The 19,948-nt window shown below is 53.1% G+C and carries 19 protein-coding genes; 17 read left to right on the top strand and 2 right to left on the bottom strand.

Translation table 11 applies throughout. The features are described 5' to 3' along the window. The first annotated feature begins 15 nt into the window (after positions 1 to 15). From IAI51_RS02915 to IAI51_RS02885, 7 genes are all read left to right on the top strand, one after another. Positions 16 to 2,064 (top strand): type VI secretion system tip protein VgrG, encoded by a 2,049-nt coding sequence (locus tag IAI51_RS02915; protein ID WP_187677126.1) that lies wholly within the window; start codon positions 16 to 18, stop codon positions 2,062 to 2,064. An 11-nt stretch (positions 2,065 to 2,075) separates the two neighbouring features. Then, positions 2,076 to 3,107 (top strand): sel1 repeat family protein, encoded by a 1,032-nt coding sequence (locus IAI51_RS02910; protein ID WP_187677125.1) that lies wholly within the window; start codon positions 2,076 to 2,078, stop codon positions 3,105 to 3,107. After that, positions 3,104 to 6,217: a hypothetical protein gene (locus tag IAI51_RS02905; RefSeq protein WP_187677124.1), complete on the top strand. Its 3,114-nt coding sequence runs from the start codon at positions 3,104 to 3,106 to the stop codon at positions 6,215 to 6,217. The genes IAI51_RS02910 and IAI51_RS02905 overlap by 4 nt, the downstream gene beginning before the upstream one ends. Continuing rightward, a complete protein-coding gene (locus tag IAI51_RS02900) occupies positions 6,192 to 6,779 on the top strand; it encodes a hypothetical protein (RefSeq protein WP_187677123.1) in 588 nt (195 codons plus the stop codon). The genes IAI51_RS02905 and IAI51_RS02900 overlap by 26 nt, the downstream gene beginning before the upstream one ends. Before the next feature lie 276 nt (positions 6,780 to 7,055). Next, positions 7,056 to 8,006, top strand: a complete 951-nt coding sequence (locus IAI51_RS02895; RefSeq protein WP_187677122.1) for a PoNe immunity protein domain-containing protein — start codon at positions 7,056 to 7,058, stop codon at positions 8,004 to 8,006. Between the two features lie 448 nt (positions 8,007 to 8,454). Further along, positions 8,455 to 8,967, top strand: coding sequence for a hypothetical protein (locus IAI51_RS02890; RefSeq protein WP_187677121.1), 513 nt, complete (start codon positions 8,455 to 8,457; stop codon positions 8,965 to 8,967). Positions 8,968 to 9,133: 166 nt separating this feature from the next. Next, positions 9,134 to 9,745 (top strand): hypothetical protein, encoded by a 612-nt coding sequence (locus tag IAI51_RS02885; RefSeq protein ID WP_187677120.1) that lies wholly within the window; start codon positions 9,134 to 9,136, stop codon positions 9,743 to 9,745. A gap of 57 nt (positions 9,746 to 9,802) precedes the next feature. On the opposite strand, the gene IAI51_RS02880 is transcribed toward IAI51_RS02885, so the two are convergent. Next, positions 9,803 to 10,189, bottom strand: a complete 387-nt coding sequence (locus IAI51_RS02880; protein ID WP_187677119.1) for a DUF6124 family protein — start codon at positions 10,187 to 10,189, stop codon at positions 9,803 to 9,805. A 511-nt stretch (positions 10,190 to 10,700) separates the two neighbouring features. On the opposite strand from IAI51_RS02880, the gene IAI51_RS02875 reads away from it, so the two are divergent. The 10 genes from IAI51_RS02875 (at position 10,701) to IAI51_RS02830 (ending at position 19,708) form a co-directional block, all read left to right on the top strand. After that, on the top strand, positions 10,701 to 11,126 hold the full coding sequence (locus IAI51_RS02875; RefSeq protein ID WP_187677118.1) for a hypothetical protein: 426 nt from the start codon (positions 10,701 to 10,703) through the stop codon (positions 11,124 to 11,126). Positions 11,127 to 11,135: 9 nt separating this feature from the next. Beyond that, positions 11,136 to 11,597, top strand: a complete 462-nt coding sequence (locus tag IAI51_RS02870; protein ID WP_187677117.1) for an XAC2610-related protein — start codon at positions 11,136 to 11,138, stop codon at positions 11,595 to 11,597. A 20-nt stretch (positions 11,598 to 11,617) separates the two neighbouring features. Further along, positions 11,618 to 12,976 (top strand): lysozyme inhibitor LprI family protein, encoded by a 1,359-nt coding sequence (locus IAI51_RS02865; protein ID WP_187677302.1) that lies wholly within the window; start codon positions 11,618 to 11,620, stop codon positions 12,974 to 12,976. Between the two features lie 67 nt (positions 12,977 to 13,043). After that, complete coding sequence (locus IAI51_RS02860; RefSeq protein WP_187677116.1) at positions 13,044 to 14,438, top strand: TIGR01777 family oxidoreductase; 1,395 nt, start codon at positions 13,044 to 13,046, stop codon at positions 14,436 to 14,438. Between the two features lie 9 nt (positions 14,439 to 14,447). Then, the gene (locus IAI51_RS02855; RefSeq protein ID WP_187677115.1) at positions 14,448 to 16,898 is read left to right on the top strand and encodes an alpha/beta fold hydrolase; all 2,451 of its coding nucleotides are present in this window, start codon (positions 14,448 to 14,450) and stop codon (positions 16,896 to 16,898) included. A gap of 44 nt (positions 16,899 to 16,942) precedes the next feature. Then, positions 16,943 to 17,440, top strand: a complete 498-nt coding sequence (locus IAI51_RS02850) for a hypothetical protein (protein WP_187677114.1) — start codon at positions 16,943 to 16,945, stop codon at positions 17,438 to 17,440. A gap of 259 nt (positions 17,441 to 17,699) precedes the next feature. Next, positions 17,700 to 18,299, top strand: a complete 600-nt coding sequence (locus IAI51_RS02845; protein WP_187677113.1) for a lysozyme inhibitor LprI family protein — start codon at positions 17,700 to 17,702, stop codon at positions 18,297 to 18,299. Positions 18,300 to 18,303: 4 nt separating this feature from the next. Continuing rightward, positions 18,304 to 18,747, top strand: a complete 444-nt coding sequence (locus tag IAI51_RS02840; RefSeq protein WP_187677112.1) for a hypothetical protein — start codon at positions 18,304 to 18,306, stop codon at positions 18,745 to 18,747. Between the two features lie 228 nt (positions 18,748 to 18,975). Beyond that, positions 18,976 to 19,509: an N-acetyltransferase gene (locus IAI51_RS02835; protein ID WP_187677111.1), complete on the top strand. Its 534-nt coding sequence runs from the start codon at positions 18,976 to 18,978 to the stop codon at positions 19,507 to 19,509. 37 nt (positions 19,510 to 19,546) lie between these two features. Beyond that, positions 19,547 to 19,708, top strand: a complete 162-nt coding sequence (locus IAI51_RS02830; protein ID WP_187677110.1) for a hypothetical protein — start codon at positions 19,547 to 19,549, stop codon at positions 19,706 to 19,708. A gap of 106 nt (positions 19,709 to 19,814) precedes the next feature. On the opposite strand, the gene IAI51_RS02825 is transcribed toward IAI51_RS02830, so the two are convergent. Beyond that, the coding region (locus IAI51_RS02825) for an integrase core domain-containing protein (RefSeq protein WP_187677109.1) at positions 19,815 to 19,948 on the bottom strand (134 nt) is incomplete at its 5' end.

The raw sequence follows: 19,948 nt of genomic DNA, 5'->3' as shown, positions 1-19,948 counted from the left end.
AACAGGGAGCACACGATGTTCAACTCAGCTAACGAAACCCACTTCAGCCTCAAGGTCGAAGACTACGTGGGCGACCTGCAAGTGCTGTCGTTTGTCGGCACCGAAGGCATCAGCCAGCCGTATCGCTTCGACCTCGAACTGGTCAGCGAAAACCCCGATCTCGACCTGGAAAAGCTCCTGCACAAGCAGGCCTTTCTCGCCTTCGACCCGCAAGGCTCAGGCATCCACGGCCAGATCTACCGCGTAGCCCAAGGCGATGCCGGCAAACGCCTGACCCGCTACAAAGTGTCGCTGGTGCCGCAACTGCAATACCTGCATCACCGCACCAACCAACGCATCTACCAGCAGATGTCGGCGCCGAAAATCATCGCGCTGATCCTCGAAGAACACGGCATCAAGGGCAACGCCTACAGCTTCCAGCTGAGCCAGCCGTGCCCGGATCGCGACTACTGCGTGCAGTACGACGAAACCGACCTGCACTTCGTCCAGCGCCTGTGCGAAGAAGAAGGCATTCACTACCACTTCCAGCACAGCGACAAAGGCCACCTGCTGGTATTCGGCGACGACCAGACCGTGTTCCCCGACCTCGGCCAGCCGACCGCGTATGTGCAAGGCAGCGGCATGGTCGCCGACGAACCGGTGATCAAAGGCTTCAAGCTGCGCCTGGAAACCCGCACCAGCCGCACCACGCGCCGCGACTACGACTTCGAAAAGCCGCGCCTGCAAATGGAAGCGGCGTACAAACCTGAAGGCGCTCTCGATAGCAAAGACGCCGAACCGGATCTCGAAGACTACGACTACCCGGGCCGCTTCATCGACCGCGCGCGCGGCAAATTCCTCAGCCAACGCGCCCTCGAACGCCACCGCGCCGACTACCGCCAGGCCGAAGGTCGCGGCGACCAGACCAAACTGGTCAGCGGCCACTTCATGGCCATGTCCGACCACCCGCGCAGCGAGTGGAACGACCTCTGGCTGCTCACCGAAATCGTCCACGAAGGCAAACAGCCGCAAGTCCTCGAAGAAGGCGTGACCAGCGACACCACCGACAACAAGGACGACTTCCACCAGGGCTACCGCAACACCTTCCTCGCCACCCCGTGGGACGTGTTCTACCGCCCGGCCCTCGAACACCCGAAACCCCGCGTCCTCGGCAGCCAGACCGCCCACGTCACCGGCCCCAAAGGCGAAGAAATCCACTGCGACCAATACGGCCGCATCAAAGTCCAATTCCACTGGGACCGCGAAGGCCTGGCCGACGACAAAACCAGCTGCTGGCTGCGCGTCTCCAGCTCCTGGGCCGGCGACCGCTACGGTGCCATCAGCATCCCGCGCATCGGCATGGAAGTCCTCGTCACCTTCCTCGAAGGCGACCCCGACCAACCACTGGTGACCGGCTGCCTGTACCACAAGGAAAACCCGGTGCCCTACGCACTGCCGGCGAACAAGACTCGCAGCGTGTTCAAAACACTCAGCTCACCGGGTGGCGGTGGCTACAACGAACTGCGCATTGAAGACAAGAAAGGCGCTGAGCAGATCTACATTCATGCGCAGCGCGATTGGGATGAAAGCGTTGAGCACGACCAGAAGATTCGGGTCGGGAATGAACGTCATGACACGGTGGTGAAGAACACCTACACCGAGCTCAAGGCTGAAGAACATCGCACCACGATTTCCGATCGCAAGATTGAAGCGAAGCTGGACGATCACCTCACGGTTGGGCAGAACCAGCATGTGAAGCTTGGGACAGCGCAACTGACTAGCGTGGGGAAAGAGATACACCTCAAGGCTGGGGACAAGATTGTTATCGAGGCGGGGACGGAGCTGACCATTCTTGGGGGTGGGAGCTTTATCAAGCTGGATGCTGGCGGCGTGACGGTGGTTGGGCCAGTGGTGAAGATTAATGCCGGTGGCTCGGCTGGCTCCGGCACAGGGATTGGCATTAAACCGCCGGTGCTGCCGGGGGCGGCGGATAAGGATAAGGCGGGGAGTTTGATGGATCAGGCGTTGGCAAATTCGCCGCCTGAGAAGGTTAAGCCGAAGGCTTTTTTTGTGTTTTCTGAGTGATGAGTTTCGTGATGACAACAAACAAGTACGTAAGGCAGATGAAGAGGCTTTCCATTGCATTGTTATGCTGGGGGATGACTTCGGGTGCCTTTGCCTCTTCGTCCAGCACCGCCCAATGCCCAAGCAGCAATTTTGGTGAATTCGTCAAAGCCTTTTCATCTGGGCCAGAGATACGGAAAGCCTTTATTGCGTCTCCTGTGAAATATGTTCACGTAACAGCTGATGGGAAAATACCGAAGGTTGTCGAGCGGAGCTTAGGCGTGATTGCCGCCGATGAGTTGAAGGTATTGCTTCCGGAAAATGCTGCCGAATCTGTTCTCACTATTGAAATCAAAGAGCCTAACAGAGTAGTCGTCCGTGATGAGGCGGGCCATTTTTTGAAGATTTTCGTCTTCAAACACAGTGATTGCTGGGCTCTGAGTCGAGTGGAGGACTGGGCAATCGATGCGGTGATGGAAGAGATCACTCAGTCTGAGAAACTAACGCCCGGTGAGCTGGAACTCAAAAAAGGCGTCATATTCGACAGGTTGGTCAACAAGGCGTCTCCCGAATCAGGTATCTATTTATACGCCGCAGCATTGGATAGCTATTTAGATGGTGCCCGGAAAGGTTCGGCCCAGGCTGCAGTTTCTGCTGCCGGGATCAGTCTTTCCGGGCAAGCGCCGCGCTTGGAGAATTCTAAGATCCTGGATCTTTTTATTCAGGCATCAACAAGCATTCCAGATGCAGGCTTGGCGCTCTCAAGGTTCTATTGCGATGAGGGTGATTACGACTATGAACGTCCGTGTATCAACCCAGAAAAATCAATAGCTACGCTGGAAAGTTCTGCGCAGCGTGGCTCAACCAAAGCACTTCTTCGACTGGGTGAAGTGTACGAAACGGGCACCGTCGTCCCATCGGATCGACCACGAGCATTGGCGTGTTATCAAGAAGCTCAAAAAAAAGAGCCTGAGTCCAGCAAGCCCTCTGTTGAACGCTTGGCGACCGAAGGCGTCGTCACGAATCATTCAATTCAATGTATTAAAGCAGGAAGCTTCCGATGAGTACTGGGCTACTTGAGCATCTGAATCCATATCGCAGCGGCTACGAGTACGGTCCGCACAAGGGCGAAACGGATGTAAATAACAACGGCAAGAAGGAAATCGACTGTTCGGGTCTTGTTTACCGAATCATGAAGGACGCCGGATATACAATTCCTTACCGCACAACATCGATGCTTAATACTGATCGGGAGCATTTCGATGAGATTCCGGTCGCGAGCGCCCAGCCGGGTGATATTGCACTTTGGATTAATTTTCACGGGCATACTGGGGTTATTGAGAGTCTCAGTACTACGTTGACGCCAGGAAAATTTTTTGGTTCCCAATCTGCAGGTCCGAAAACAGCCCTTTATGGCCCGGACAGCGGTTATTGGCCAATGCCAGAGAAGGTGCTGCGGCCGAAAGCTCAATTTAGAGGGGCGCAACCAGCACCTGCGGCTGCGCCGGCCCCCGCCCCTGCAGCCGCACCAACAGCTCCCGCGTCTTTGATGAATTTTCAATATCCGTTTCGAAAGGCTGATGGGACACAGTTCAAAGATTCGGAGGAAGTTTTTAAAGCCTTGGAGAGCGAAAGTTCAGGAAATTTCTTATTAGGGAATCACGGCTTTTGGCATGGTGGTATTCATATTTCCCATAAAACTGCTCCGCAGTGTATGCGAGATGAGCCTATTCGCTGTATTGGCGACGGTGTCGTCGTCGCCTACCGCCTGAATGAGGATTACCTAGCGACTGCATTTGAAACTTCAAGTACTACAGAAACATTAAAGTACTCAAATTCATTTTGCCTTGTAAGGCATGACTATAAATCACCTCCAAATAAGGAGGTAACTCCCAATGCTAGCAATGAGCTTACATTTTATAGTCTGTATATGCATTTGTTACCTTACAAGCGATACGCGGATGATCCCGAGCAGCCGGGCACTCCGAAAATAAAAATGGTGGCCAGCGGGTTTAAGGCGCGTAGCGATATTAACGGTGCAGTCGGCTGCGTCGAATATGGTTCAATCTCCGCAGGAACTGAAATAGAAATACTGGAAGAACACCCTGATCATGTTCATGCAAAAGGTAAACTTATTAAGGGTAGTGTTGGAGGGCGTACACCAGGGCAAGATTTTTGGTTCGCCTACAAACAAAACGGCATTGCTTACCCAAGAGGTGATGGAAGTGCGAGCTGGAAAGCAATAACTGCACCAGAGCGAAAAAAGCCAGATTATTGGAAGGGCAAAGTCAGAGCTATAGTTTCCGGTACGGGGCTGACCTTGCGGGCAGCCCCTTCGCCGCAAAGTCACGGCGCCTTAGCCGGGGCTGCAATTAGACAAGTAAATAGCCTTGGGCAAAATGAAGACTTAGTACTTTGTACAAATAGCGTAATAGAATTTGATAGTGGGAAAGTTTTTAGCCTGAAGATTGGCTCTAAGCTTTACAAAATGGCGGAATGTTCCTTCGTACTAAGTACTATCGGTGCTGCAACCGGTTTGAAAAGTCATTCTACTCCCGTGCCCGCTACTTTTTGGGCTTGTGTTGAAAAGCCTTATGTTCAAGTGCAAGGATTGGTTCCGGCGGAATTTGATAAAGTTGTGTCGATGGATGCGGCTATTAAAGCCGGTGATACAATCGGTTTCCTTGGTTTAAATGAGACGCTGGCAGGCCCGGAGGGCGGAGTTTCGAGAAATTTTCAAGTTCATGTAGAGATTTTTTCGGCTGATCCGAAGATTGAGGATTTTCTAAAAAATAAAGCTGCTGTTAAGCAGGGGAAACAATATCTGCACCTGCCTGCAAATACGGCTTTAAAAAGTAAGCCTCCGCTAACAGAAGTGGTCACGATCTCAAATGAAAGTTTCGTGGAACTCGGAAAGGCTATTCCGTTTAAGGATGCTGAAGAGTGGTACGAAGTAACCATTGTCGATAACGCAGAAAGCAAAACAGGATTGCTCAAAAAGGAAGGCGCTAAAATTCTCAGTCAACACGATTGGGATAAATTAGGTTTTCGAGTAGTAAAAGAGTCGAATTCAAATGCCGATGGATTTTTAGATCCAAATGATATGCCGGAATTTTTTCAATTGTTATACAAAGACTTGGATAAATTCGGCAATGGAGATAACAAGGTCACTCCTGAAGACTTTCCCATCGCGCTTAGAAATATAGAGTTCAGAGATCATTGGTCCAAACTAATTGCGTATCATCCTACAGAATGGAAAGCTAAGTCGGATTCTGCTAAGTGGTCTCGGTTAGATACACTGCTTGAAGATTCGCCGTCCGCGCTGAAGCACGAGAAAGAGCGCATAGATAGTCTGGTGTTTTGGGAAGATTCCGCTTTGCAATCCAATGGGTTGGGTGATGGAGTTGTTTGGCATTTTCATCCAGTGGCGTTTATTAGTAATAAAATTGGTGCTCGTGGGAAAATAAAAATCACGGTTGAGATGCTGAAAAAGGTATTTGAGGGGATTAAGAACTCTACAGAGCAGGACGTGTTGTTGGAAGAAGTTGCATCTCAATTAAATGAAAACTGTGAGAGATATAAGCTTGATACGCCATTAAGGCTGAGTCATTTTTTTGCTCAGGTAAGGCAGGAAATAGGTTCGAAGTGCGCGGTGGTGGAGGACTTTACATATGGCGTCGAGGGGCTTAAGGGTACTTTCGGGTACTTTAGGGATAATCCAAGTGAAGCAACGCTTTATGGGTATCCAGGCACTACAAAATACGTTTCACACTCTAATCAAGTGGCAATTGCCAACCGAGCATATGGCGGAAGACTAGGAAACGATAGTATCGCCTCTGGTGAGGGCTGGAAATATAGGGGGAGAGGGCTTAAACATTTGACGGGGAAAGCAAACTACAAAGCTTTTAAAGATTATCATAAGAATTTTTGGGGGGAAGAGGTCGACTTTGTTGGCGAACCAGATATTTTACACACTAAATTCAAATACTCCGTCCGGTCGGGGGTTTATTTCTGGCTAAAGAATAATTTGTTTGTGGAGGCAGATAAGGGCGATGCAGAGGCCAATGTCAATGCAATAACCGCTATTATTAACCTAGGCACCGATAGTTATGATAAGCGTAGGGCTCATTTCAAAAGGATATATCACGTTGAAAAAATATTTGACTCTATTTAAGCGGCATTTTATTCCGTTTGTAGCTTTTGGCTTCGTAGCGCCCAATGTGTTTGCGGATGCCGCACCCACAATAAGTGAATTTCATCCTACGGTGGTAGCTTCTTTAGGCGAAGAAAAGATCGCTGTATTTTTTTTGAAAAATAGTCTGAAGGCGGTAGCTAAAGAAGAGCATGTTGCCGATGCTGAGATATATTACTCATCATTGAGCTCCGGTAAACCCTCTCTAAACTATGTTTGGAAGGTTGAGGGGGATCAGATCGCTTCTGTATTTTTCTACGAGTGGAAGTCTCCTGCGAGAGCCGGAAAGTCTATGTTTGTATTGACGAAAAGAAAATTGTCTAACTCGGCATTTGACGGTTTTGCTTATTCGGTTATGGAACTCCCAATAAGGAGAGGTGGTGGAAGTGTATCCTTGCTTCATTTTAGTGGCGACTTGCCTGACCCAGCTTTAGATAATTGTATGGAGGGGGCAGATCTGGTTACGGGAAATAAAGTGGTCTGTGCTTATAAAGATGCGGCGAGCATTAAAAAATACTTTAGCTTGCAGGACAAAAAAAATTAAAAGTTGTGCGCGGCAATAGAGAAGACGGGGCGGTTCATTTTTAGATGAATCCGTCACGTGAATCCTCTAGCGGTTTTACTTTCTGCTTTACCGCCATCTAATCTTCCAGATGAGCCAGCGCATACTTCACCACATTGGCAATTTAAGTCAGGTGGTAAAGGGGACTGGTAAAGGGGACGGATTTAATTATCCGATGGTTTTATCGTTGAGCCTAAATAAAACTGTCCCCTTTTTGCTGTCCCCTTTTTGCTTTTGCGGCTTGAGGTTTAAATAAAAATGAATAGAAGGCAGCCGTTTATTACAGAGGCGTATTATAAAAACCTTGTGGGCTTTTATGATTCTTCGGAATCGTATTGGAGTACGCACAATCTGGAAGAGGATTTTTCAGGCCAGGAAGCATCTTTGAAAGCCTTTGAGATTAAACAGGATTCTCTCGGTGCTTTTATCATCAGGTATACAGCTGGCGAACCTATTTCAGAGTTGTTTGAACCGCTTGAAAGAGTCGTGCGAAATTTTGAGGTGTATCAAAATGCCTTGGCTGAGTATGAGGGGGTGCCGAATATATCGCCACTAGATCTTGAAGATTCTCCAGCAGATTTTGAGGAGTTTGTTCAGGTGGCCAGCCTGTGCATCCTGTTGCATCGGAATGATCTATTGGCCAGGTTTGTAAGTTTGACAGATGCGGCAGGCTTTAATAGTGAGGATACGCTGTACGAAGATTTGCTACGTAAAAACTTGGCAGGTAGGGCTGATATAGATGAGTGGTTTCATCCAGTATATACGAAGCTGATCAGATCAATTTATACCTCTAGCAAAACCGAGGCATCTAAGCTTTTGAATGAATATTGCGGTCAGTGGTATGAATCTTTTGGTGAACTCCAGGCGAGTTGGCACGACTCGCATTTAAGTATTGATGGTGATGATGGTAGCTACGTTGGTTACTGGGCCTTTGAAGCAGGTGCTATTGCATTTCTTTATGGGATTGATGATAGCAAAATAGATCATATGGTTTATCCGAAGGACTTGGTTGAGTATGCTAGAAACTATACCGGCTCCAGCATCTCACAAGTTGGTCGTGTTGACTCGGGGCAACCATGTAGTAAACAAGGTTATTGGTTTACTCCCGCGCAAGCTAACTCTCGGCGATACTTCAAGCAGGGCGAAATTATGCCGAATGTAGATGATTCGCGATGGGGCGATACAATTTGGTATTGGTCAGGGGAGTAGAGGTTTAATAAATTAAATGGGCACAGACCACTTTTCAGTAATTGTCAAAAAACGTGGTCTGTCCCCGGTGTCTTCAAAATCCTGAAGAGCTTCCGTCTGCAACCTGGCATGGACAAGCTGACCGGTAAGTGAAAGCAATCTTGCGGTGCGCAAATAGAGCAGATCTGTTCAATGCCTGACTTGGATAATCTGCTCAGCACCGCAGCAATTTAGCAGTCGAACGAATACGCTATACAAGCCCCGTTAATGGTGATCAGCAACTGGATACGGAAGCCCCTGAGGCATGCCACTCACTTCTTATATGCCTTATTTACGTCAGCGCTAGGTAAAGGGACGGTAAAGGGGACGGATTTATTTGTTGCGCTTACAAATGCGATTTTGTACGGAACTAACCTTCCTCAAGGTGCCGTAAGGCCTGGCAGAAACACCTTTATTATGGATGTTTGATATGAAATATCTAAGTTTTTTTCTGATTGGTATTCTTCCAGGTTTAACTTGGGCTTCTGAGGGTGAGATATGCGATGTTCAGAAAGATTCAATAAGCTTTATTTCTGATTGGAAGGTTGGCGAAAGTAAGGTTAAGGTTTTGTCGACACAAGACGGCAAGGAGCTGTTAGTTGATCACGGAAGGATCGTTTTTGTAGGCGATCTGAATAACGATAATATCGATGACTTTATATTTGAGGCGTCGACGGGTGTCGGATCTAGCGGCGATCGGGTTTTTAGTTTTTTACTTCAATGTCACGGATATTTAAAGTTGATTGGCGCTGACTATTTTGCGAAGGTGGAAGTGCAGGAGTCGGGAGGTGGGCAGGGAGGCGTTTTTAAGGATATCAAAATTTTTTCTTGCAAGCGGGAATCAAACGGCAGAATCAAATACGAAGGCGGAGAGCCGTTGACTACTGCGCATGTTTGGCGATTTAACTCTGAGACTCAGAAGTATGAAGGGGAGTCAGAGTAGCTGGAGTCGACAAGCGGGGGTGAAATGGGGACAGGCCACGGTTTTAGTAGATACCCGAAAAGCGTGGTCTGTCCCCTTTTTTTCCCTGAAACAAAAAGGGACCAGGTTTATTGTGCTCTGAGTTAGCGTCTTCCCCGTCGAGTGCTTTTCATAAAAGGTCTTTGTAATGAAAAAATTATTAATTCCTCTCATGGGATTGTCTTTAGCCGCAGTTTTGTCGGTGGCTCAGTCACATCCGGTGGTTATGTGTGGAGTTTCAATTCCAGATATCCCAGGCTTTAAATTGAATGTAAAACTTGAAGATGGTATTTGCTACGGAGAACTGGTCTCGAACGTAAGCTTAAAGCCAGATATTTTGACAGAAGAGAATGTTTTTTTAATTGAGCCTGTGGCGTTTGAGAAAAGCCTGGCTGCATCTGGCCGCTTTGATAGTAATGGTAAATATAAATACAGCTACGCTGCTGATGAAGCTTTGCAACAAGGGTCAGACACGGGAGAGGTGGATCTTGCTCATTTGTCAGCGTCGGGCTCCGCCGCAGTCAGAGTATTAATGTCCCCTTTTATGCTGTGGGACTCTGAAAAAGACAGAGCTGCAGCTGAGAGTAAATACTCGGTGAGAAAAAAGGGGCTGTGGTTCGACTGTTTCTATGGGTTAAAAGGCGTGAAAGAAGCAACAGTCAAGTTTTCTGCATGTGTACCTAGGTCGAACCTGAAAAGTGATCCTAAGTTATCTGATATTAGATCTTCATTTGAGGCTATGACACCGAGCAAAAATTAGTAGATACAGCGGGGTAGGGGGACGGGCTGTTAACTTAATCCGTCCCCCTCGTTCCGCTTACGTTTTCGCTTCCAGCCTTGCCGCGATCAATTCTTCTAAGTGATCCAACGCACGTTCCACCATGAGCTGCGCGCCATCGGCAATTCGACTCAGTGCCAATGCCACCGAGCGGTTTGAGCCTTCGACATCGTCCGCTAGTTTGGCGGCGATGGCGCTGATGGAAAGCATGTCTTCGGAGGCGTTGGCCAGGAGGGCTTCCGGATCAATGCCGGTGGAGATGGTGAAGAGTCTGCCTTTGCGGCGTTTGGACGGTTTGTCGATGGTAGGCGGGAAGTAGTGGGCGAAGGCGCGGTCGGCGGCTTCTTTGTCGAGCTGTTCAGTGTCGAGGGATTGTTCGGCGGGGGTGCCAGCGTTTTCTGGCGGGTTGGGCGTCACCTTGAACATGGGTGTATCTCCGTCTGTAGGTAAGGAGCGACCACCGTTCGCTTGCACGCAAATAAGGTGGCAGCTGTGCGCAGGTGTGCAAGACCGGGCAGACGGACCCGGCAGATCGCTCTCGAAAGAAGGATCTCCCGCGCACAGCCGCCATACAGTCGATAACGCGAGCAGGGATATGCCCGATCAGCGGCCAATGACGTTGCGCGTCGTCTTTTACCCGGACTTGCACGTCCGTGTCACCGTTTTTTGCGGTGACAAATCAAGGTTAGCGGCGAATGGGAAGGTCGGATAGTTCATGGAGGGCTCGGCGTCTTGCGGGAAATGTCCGACGAACATGACATCCGTTTAGCAGTAGATCGAAAGATCGTGACTTCTGTTTAAGTGGTTGCGACACAGTTAGGATTGGTCTGACAACAACGGCTTATCCAAGTAACCGACGCCTACCGATGACAGATTTTTTGCTGGAGAAAGCCGGGAGTTAAAGAGCAGTGAACCCGACTCTCATAAGGAAATGAACATGAAAAAAATACTTCTGTTGCTCTGCTGCCTCTTCCCGCTGATGGCCCACAGCGCAGTCACCAGCGAATCACTCTGCTTCGAACTCTCCGAAACCAGCCCGGTAAAGTTCGAACTCCGCACTTATTACGACGAAGCCAGCAAATGGTCTGGTGGCTTTGTGAAATACGCCAAATCCAATGAGCCCATTTCCATTGTTCTAACGGATTCCGAGAACGAAATTCTCGACCCGGACGCCCCTTGGCAGCACACCAGAACCTGGTCTGAAGTCGTCAACGGCAAGGTCACGGGTAGCTATGAGTTGATGACTCAAGGCTCACAGATCGTCTCGATGTCTTACACAAAGCAGTCCAACAGCAAGGTGTACAGCTTCGGATTCAATACCAGCATCGACTCCTCCCTGGAGTCCGGATGCAAGTGGGAGTAAAGCGAGCACATGCAATTCAAAACTCTAGCGGTATCACTGCTTGGCCTAATGTGGACGATCCCGGCGTTAGCCGAAACCACCACGTTCAGCCCAACCAAAGGCGCCGAAGCGACGCTGGTTCTCGAAGGCTCCAAGCTGAACATCGCGGTTAAAAGCGAAACGCACAGCGAGTCGCGAACAATCGATTTTGAAGCCGAAAACGAACTCCACATGCAGTTCGACGATTTCAATTTCGACGGCACCCAGGATTTCGCGATCTGGCAGCTGGATGACGGCATGGGTACTTACGATTACTACCGGGTGTTCGTTTACCAAACCAGAACCGGAATGTTCGAAGAGTTGCAGCCGGACTGCGGCGATGGCTTCGTTAACCTGCGCGTCGACAAAAAACGTAAGACGTTGCTCAGCACTTACTGGGGCATGAACGGACCAGATCAATGCATCACCCGATTCACCAAACGCAAAACCTGAATGACTCAAGGATGAACACAGTGAACCGTTTTGTTTTTACCCTGCTGGCCGTGCTGCTGCCGGTTTCAGCGGCCTATGCGCAGGATGACTGCAGCCAGGTCACCTCAAGTCTGGAAATGGTGCCCTGCTCGGAGGCGGCGAAGAAGGCTGCCGATGCGCAGTTGAATGTCAGTTACAAGCAGTTGATGACGCGGCTTGAGTCTGACTATCGAGCAGATCCGGGGTTGGGCGCGGAGTACGCGGCGAAGGTTAAAGAGTCGCAACGTGCGTGGTTGAAATTGCGCGATGCGAACTGCCCTTTGGAGGCGTTCGAGATCGAGACGGGGATGCCGGCGCATGTGTTCGCCGTCAACTCGTGCATCGCCAGAATGAGTCGCGAGCGTTCGGCGTATCTGGACAAGATTGCGCCGGAACAGTCCGCGCATCTATCCGATAAAGGCAATGCCAGCGACGCTTGTCCATCCGAGGATTTCTTACCGTTCCTGGCAGTGTTTTCTGCCGATATCGAAGCACAGCGCCGGCTCACTGCGTTTACCGTCAAATCGCTGGTATTAAAGCCAAAGGCCGAACCGGGTCGTTTCGAACCGGTGACCACGGGCGAGAAGGGGGCTGGGTTGGCCTATCCGTTGATGGCGCCTATCGAATCTCGCAAAACCCCGGGTGTTGTGATTTGGGAATACGACGACAGCCATTCCACTGTTGTGGATCGACGCGCCGGTTGGAGCAACGTCAAAGCCTTCAACTTTTCCCGGCAGGCGTGTTGGGTGCTCGAGGGTGTTGAAGACTGGTCGATTCGGGAAAAAGATCTGGTAGCGGCGAGCACGCCGACGATGAGCAAGAAAGAAAGTTTCTGTTTCCAGCGTGCCGAGGCGTTCGAAGCATTGGGTGCGCCGGAAGACCAGCCTCGCACCGTTGAGTTGTTTGAGGCCACGCTAGAAAACTTGTTATGTGCAGCGCACTCCGGAGACCCACTCGCCAGTTATAAAGCAGCCATTCTGAGTCTCTCTGGCATGGCGCCGCAGGTGCCGACGAATACTTTGGAGTCACTATTCAAAGCAGCGGCCACCACTTTGCCGAACGGTGCGATGGGGCTTTCCGAGTTTTACTGCGACGGCAACGAGCTAACTTTTGACGGTCCCTGCAAAAATCCTGCGCTTGCAGAGCAAGCACTGATGGGCGCCGTGAAAATGGGCAATGCCACCGCGATCAGCAAGTTGGGATCTACCTTCGCGAGCGGCGAATGGGGTACCAAAGATCCATCCCGAGCCATGGCCTGTTATCAACTGGCTCTCGCGAAGGGTAGCGAAGGCGCGAGTTTCGGTTTGGAACACTTGAAGAAAAACTCCACCACGCCAATCAAACCCAGCTACTGCTACTGACAACCCCCGAAACCCCAAGCTTTTCCTTTAAACTCCCCACCCCCAAGGAATGCGCTCAGGACACGGAATGCCAGCCCCCTCGACCTCGCTTCGCCCAGCGCTAGTGCTCTGGCTATACGCCGCCGCGATCGTGCACATACTCGCCGGTCTCACCCTGACCTGGGCCGGGCATTCCGGGTTACTCGACGGCTATCTTCAAGTTCTCGAACTGGCATTCTGGGGCACCAACGCAGTACCCGCCGCCGGCCACGAACAACAGGTCTGGTGGCTCGCGCTGTTCGGCGCGACGCTGCAAAGTTATTCGCTGTACATGCTTGCGCTGGTGCACATCGGCAATCGTTCGAAAGCGTCGAGTGTGTGGGGCTGGTTGATCGCCGGCATCCTGTTATGGGCACCGCAGGACATGTGGCTGTCAGCGCAACAACAGGTCTGGTCGCACCTGTGGCTCGACGGTTTTGCCCTGTTGTTGCTGTTGCCGCCGCTGATCTGGCTGTATCGCTATGACCGTCGGAAATCCCCTCCAGAAAAATCTCTGAACAAGTCCAACCCCTTTGCCGGCGGCGCCTACAAACGCGTGCTAATAACCGGCGGCACCGGGTTTATCGGCGAAGCCGTGGTCAACCAATTACTCGACGCCGGCCACACCGTGAGTGTGCTGGCACGTGATCCATTGAAAGCAGCCAATCTGTTCGACGGTCGCGTTCGCTGCGTGCAGTCACTGAGCGAACTCAGCCACGATGAAACCTTCGACGTAGTGATCAATCTCGCAGGCGCCCCCGTCGCCGGGCCGCGCTGGAGCCCCAAGCGTCAGACGCAACTGCTCGCCAGCCGAGTCGGCACAACCGAAGCACTGATTACCTGGTTGAAGAACACCAAGCACAAACCAGCGCTGTGGATTCAGGCCTCGGCCATCGGCTTCTACGGCGTGCGCGACGCCAGCGAAAACCGCGACGAACGCGCCAGCAAGGGCGACGGCTTCATGGCCGAACTCTGCGCGCGCTGGGAAGCCGCCGCGCAACCGGCCACCGAGTTTGGCGTGCGTCAGGTGGTGTTGCGCCTCGGCGTGGTGTTCGGCCCGGGCGGTGCGTTGTTGCCGCTGCTGATGCCGTTCCGCCTGGGCTTCGGCGCGCGTATGGGCGACGGTCAGCAGATCATGAGCTGGGTGCATCGCGACGATGTGCTTCAGGTGATCGCCCGGGCCTTCAACGACGACAGTCTGCGCGGCACCTACAACATGGTGGCGCCCGAAACGGTCAGTCAAGCCGCGTTCGCCGAGCAGGCCGGCAAGGTTCTCAAGCGCCCGGTGTGGTTCCACATTCCCGCCGCGCCAGTGCGTGCATTGGCAGGGGAGATGGCGCAGTTGTTCTTCGACGGTCAGCGCGTTGTACCGCAGCGTTTGACTGAGGCCGGTTACACATTCCGCTATCCCACCCTCGACGCCGCTCTGCGCGATCTGACCTGAGGATCGTCCATGAGCAAGCCGTTGATGTACCTGCTGGCCGGCAACGGCAGCGCCGCTGATTGGTGGGACGACGCGTTGCCGCACTTTCAGCGCTACGACGTGGTGCCGCTGGAATTGCCGGGCTTCGGTGCCAATCCCCAGCCGCCCTGCGAGCATCTCGCGGACTACGCGCAGACCTTGCTGGCGATGACGAAGCAGGGCAGCGCGATCATGGCGGTCGGGGTTAACGCGTTGCTGGTGCTGCACGCGTTGCAACGGCGGCCGGGACACTTTTCTCGCAGTGTTTTGCTTGCGCCGGTCGGAGCGTTTTTGTGGCAGCGTCGCTTGCCGGCACTGATGTCGCCGCTGCCGATCCGCAAGACCATCCATTGGCTGCTGTCGAACAAACCTACGCTGTTCGCGCGCAAGTTCTCCAACCAGACCTGGACACGCGCGCAGTACCAGCGCATGGGCGCCGGATATGCGCGCTGCCGGGCGTTTGTGCCGCATTGGGATCTGGTGCGGGCCGACACCGCGCTGCCGCTGCTGGAGTGGATCACCGATCCGGTCGAGCTGGTTTGGGGCGATCAGGACAACGTGCTGGGCATCGAGCAAGCGGCGGCATGGTCGGCGATTCTCGCTCGCGCTGATCTGACCATCAGCCTTAAACCGGGATGGGGTCATTACCCGTGGATCGACGCGCCCGCGAAGTTTGCGCAATGGCTGGAGTCCGGCGAGCGCGGGTTTGTCGCGCACACCAAGGGCGGGCGTTTGCGTTTGGCCGAACTGGCCCGGCAACCGGTGCCGGCAGCGCTGACACTCAACTATTGCAACGACACGCGTCTGACGGCATTTCTCGCTGCCCAACCTGATGTGACCTGGGCGGTGCGCTCCTCCAGTTATGGCGAAGATCAGGCCGATTCGGCGAATGCCGGTTTGAGCACGACCTATCTGCGCGAGCCGTCCGCCAATGTGCCAAACCGCATTGCCGAATTGACCGCCGAAGGCGTTGAGGAAGTGGTGGTGCAGCGCTTCATCACGCCGGTCGTTTCCGGGATCGCGTTTGTGCGGCATCTGTCGGTAGAACTGGAATGGGTTGAAGGCCACCTGGAGTCGTTGGCCGACGGTCACGTCAGCCCTTCGCGGGCAACGCTTTCGCGGGTTGGCGAGGCCTGGCGCAGCGGCGCGCTCACGCCATCCCACGGCTTGACCGAAGAGCGGCTATGGCAATTTCTGCAAGACGTGTTGCGGGTGTTCCACTACGTGCCCGGCGACGTCGAATGGGCCTGGGACGGCGCGCAACTGTGGCTGCTGCAATACCGACCGATCAGCGATTACGGCTGGCGCCGGCACCTCACCGCCGCGAACATCGCCGAGATCCTGCCGCCGCAACCGAGCGTTTTTGTGGAGTACGCCCAGCGCCGGGCAGCGGCAAGTATTCCGGCGATCATGGCGCGGTGGGATGCGCGAGTGTTGCAGGACAACGAGCCGTTCACCGCCGTGTTCGGCGGCGCGTCCTACATCAACAACGACCTGTTCCTCGCCCGGTTGGCCGACTGGGGCATCAGCGCCAGCAACTACGCCGGTGAAGTCGGCGGCGCGACCCCGCATCTGCCGTGGCAACCGCTGAAGATGCTGCGCTCGTTGCCGCTGTTTTTGCGTATGCAACGCAAGGCTCGCGGCCATTTGCTGAACCTTGAAAGCGGCTTGCAGCGCTTCGATCAAGAGCTGGCTGAACTCGTCGCCCAAGGTGCCGACGGCCAACAACTGGCGGACTGGTTCACCCGGTTTTATGTGTTCGTGGTGCAAGGCAACCTGTGCATCGCCACGGCGCTGGCCAGCAGTGGCGGCGATTGGCTGGGGCGTCCGCCGACCGCTTACGACAACCTCGAAAACAGCCCGCATCGATTGCCGTGGGAGACCGATCCGGCCACCCCTAGAACGGCGGCGAGCGAGCTGCCACTCCAGGCCTTCCCGCAATGGTCGGGGCTGATCTGCCTCGCAAACGCGACCGGTCTGCCGGGCCTGCGCGGTTACTACCTGCAAGTGCGCGAGTGGTATCGCGACAACCTGATGCGCATCTTCTTCCGCCTGCACCACGCTATGCCACTGGCGGACCGCGAGCACTGGTTCGCGCCGCATCCCGACGCGCGCACCCGTGACGGAAGCTTCTGGCAGGACGGTCGTGAAGGCTCGGAGCAGGCCACTGGGTTCATGATTTATCCGGGGCAGGTGCGGGGTGTTCTCGGGGAGGACATTTTGCTGGAGGACACGCTCGATCCGGGGCGGCATGCGCACTATCAAGCCGCGCGGGCGGTGATTGCGCGGATGGGTGGGCGGTTGTCTCACGGCTCGACTTTGCTGCGTGAGTTGCGCAAACCGTCGGCGGTGATGCCGCAGGTTGATCCGGCGTGGGTGGGGTGTGAGGTGTTGTACCGCGATGGTGAGTTGAGTCTGGTCAATCCGGGTAACAAGGGATGAGCCGGGAACCGTCGGTTTTAGGTCTTCCATTAAGGAGTTACTACATGAAAGGATTTCCGGCTCTTCTCGGCAGCTTAATATTGGCGGCCACATCCATGGCATTCGCCGCCGACCCCGCCTTCAAAGATTACCCCGTCACGCCAGTTTTCACCGGCACCCACCACGCACTGGTGCCACAGGAAAACAGCAACCCGGTGATGGACAGTGCGCGATCAAAAGCCTTGAAAGGCAAGGTCAACTTCGCCGGCCATTACATCCTGCACCAGCTCGGTTGCGGCGGCGGTGCCATCTGCGCCGAAGTGCTCGATGCCCGCACCGGTGAAGTGGTCGGCGGCTTGCCGAATGCTTACGACGGCAGCACATTCGCCATGGCCTACCAACCCGACAGCCGCTTGATCTTCATCACCGGCATCACCCTCGACGGCGAAGAAGATGCCCAGGGGAATTCGCTGGAAAGCGTCAACCGGGATCGCTACTACGAGTTTGTGGACAACGAGTTTCGGCTGCTGAGCGTGACAGACGCGGAATCGTCGCCCCTTTGATTAAGGATGATGGGATGAACCGTTTTTTCATTCAGCCTGTGCCCAGCGCGCTTCTGCTTATGCCTTTCGCAATGCCCGCGAGCGCCAGTGACGGGAGTTGCTACGGCTACCTGAATCTCGCTGATAGCTATTGGGCCGTGAACGATAAAGATCGGGCAGAGGCGGCTTACAAGCAATACGCCTCACGAATGTCTGAGGCACGAAACACCTTGAAGATTCCGTCTAGGGTAGGTGAGCGTAGCGTTGGAGTGCCTAGATCATGATCAGGCTCAAAGCGCTCATTAAATGGGGTCTAGGTACTTGTCTCGCTGCCTTTTTGATCACTGCGCATGCTCAAGAAACCTGCAATCCAGACAGCTTTACCAATCCCGACTTGATCATTTGCGGCCAGCAAACCTACGAGAAAGTCGACGCCGTGTTGAATGAGCAATACAAGAAAGCATTGGCCAGTTTGGCTCCTGCGGAGCAGAAAAATCTAAAAGACGTGCAAAAGAAATGGGTGCGCTTCAAAGAGTCGTTTTGTGAGGAACTCTATCAATCCACTTTGCCCGGTGCCGAAGCCCCAATCGACAGGCTCGGGTGCCTGGTGCAAACGACCAATGCTCGATTGGGGGAGTTGATTGCTCTACAGACGGGCCTACCGCTGGATGGTTTTTACAAAGCGGCATCTGCGATTGCCGGAAAGGATCGTGAGAGAAATTTAGCGGCCTCAATTGAGCGGCTGGGAGGGGATGAGTTCGATGATCCGCTTTGGAAGAAATACGCGGATGGGCACTGCGAGATGACTGATCGTTTGTTGCGTGAAGACGTTGCTTATTGCTCCGTGCGGATGCGCTTTCAGTTACCCATGAATCGCTAGAGGAATGATCGGTTTGAAATCTTCGTCTGCGTTTACTTCTGCACTTCTACTGCTAATTCCGCTCACAGCCCACAGTGAGGTTTCTACGCAGGTAAGATGTTTCCACTCGCTGGAAGGCAAAAACATCAATTTTGAATTCAGGACCTATTACGACGTGGCCGCCAAATGGAGCGGCGCAAGTGTCAGGTACAGCAAGTCGAAGAAGGCCATTGCTCTGGTTTATCAACGAACCGAAGAATACGTCATGACGGAGGACGGGCCCTACGAATTCACAACGACTTGGGTGGAAGTTTCAGACGGTGCGGTGACGGGGCAGTATGTCATTGCGACGCAAGGCGCTCGGGTGAACTCGATGCGCTACACGAATTACAAATCCGGCAAACAGTATTCGTTCGATGAAGACTTCAGCATCGAGGCCTCCCCAGAGACGGGTTGTCAGTGGGGATGAAATCTTCAAGAAAGGGGACTTAACGTCCCCTTTTTATCATCCGCAAATCTCGCTACGGCGTGACTCAATCTCACCCCGTCCTGCCGATGAGCGATGGCGTAAGTGGCTGAGGCTGGCGGGCCGCGGATTGCTCGGACCAGATAATCAATGTCAGGGTATTTCTGTTGATGTTCAAAAGCTTTCAAGCGCCGCTACTCTCTCGACCTTGAAAATTGCCAGTGGTTGTCCATGTCCAAGAGTCGAGGGAACGGGTATCGCTACCAGATCTGGCGATCTGAAGCGCGCAAGGCAGCGGAAGATCTGTCGCGCGGGAACCAGAACCTCATAACCAGAGGTATTGATACAACTCGAATTCAATACGAGCCCATTACTCCCGTTGCCATCGAAGCGGCCGATCTTTGGGGAGATGAGGCTACCTTGTACCCGTGGCACGATGTGCATCAATGGAAGCAAGCAGACACTCGTGGTTTTGACGTCTCGCTTTGGTTCGACCAAGAATTATGTGGGTTATGTTATGCGTCGCCTCGCAAGAGCAAGCTGTGCATCAAGATTGTGATTCTGGAGGGCAAGCGGGACAGATCTCATCCGTTGCGAGGTGCCGTGGCCGCTTTGGCATTAACCGCGATTGAAAACTACGCGATCTTGATAGGTTGTACGGAAATTGAAGTTCAAGAACCAGCAGCCGCTGCTATACCGTTGTATGAGAGTTTAGGGTTTGGCTTTGATCCGACGGGCCGGCTTGTTATTGGGGTTGAGCGGTAATACTATCCAGTCAAATTTCGAGACCCGAGAGGTTTCCATGAAAAAGTCCAAACATGAACCAAAGCCTCTGATGGCTGCCCGGTTCCAGGCTGAAGCTCGTGAAGTTTTGGCCAAGCGCTCTGGTAAGCGCAGCCGCTTTCTGGATGTTGCTCTGTCCAACGGCAGTGATTTCGAGCCTGTTGGTCGACTGGCCGGTTGAAGGTTTCGGATTCTCAAAAAAGCTGCCTGATTGGCAGCTTTTTTGTGTCCGGATTTTTTACAGACAGACTGTCTAGTCCTGAAATAGGTTTACACCTGTTTCAGCCTCAAAACGCCCGATGCACCGCATCGGGCGTTTTGTATTTCAGCGACAGATGAGGCCGCTCGTTGTTATAGATCTGCACCGACTCGTCCACCATCCGGATGGCCTCTGCAAAATCTTTGGGGCGATGCAGCAATA

The sequence above is a fragment of the Pseudomonas sp. N40(2020) genome (assembly GCF_014472415.1).
Classification (GTDB): domain Bacteria; phylum Pseudomonadota; class Gammaproteobacteria; order Pseudomonadales; family Pseudomonadaceae; genus Aquipseudomonas.
This window is presented reverse-complemented; position numbering and strand designations above follow the sequence as displayed.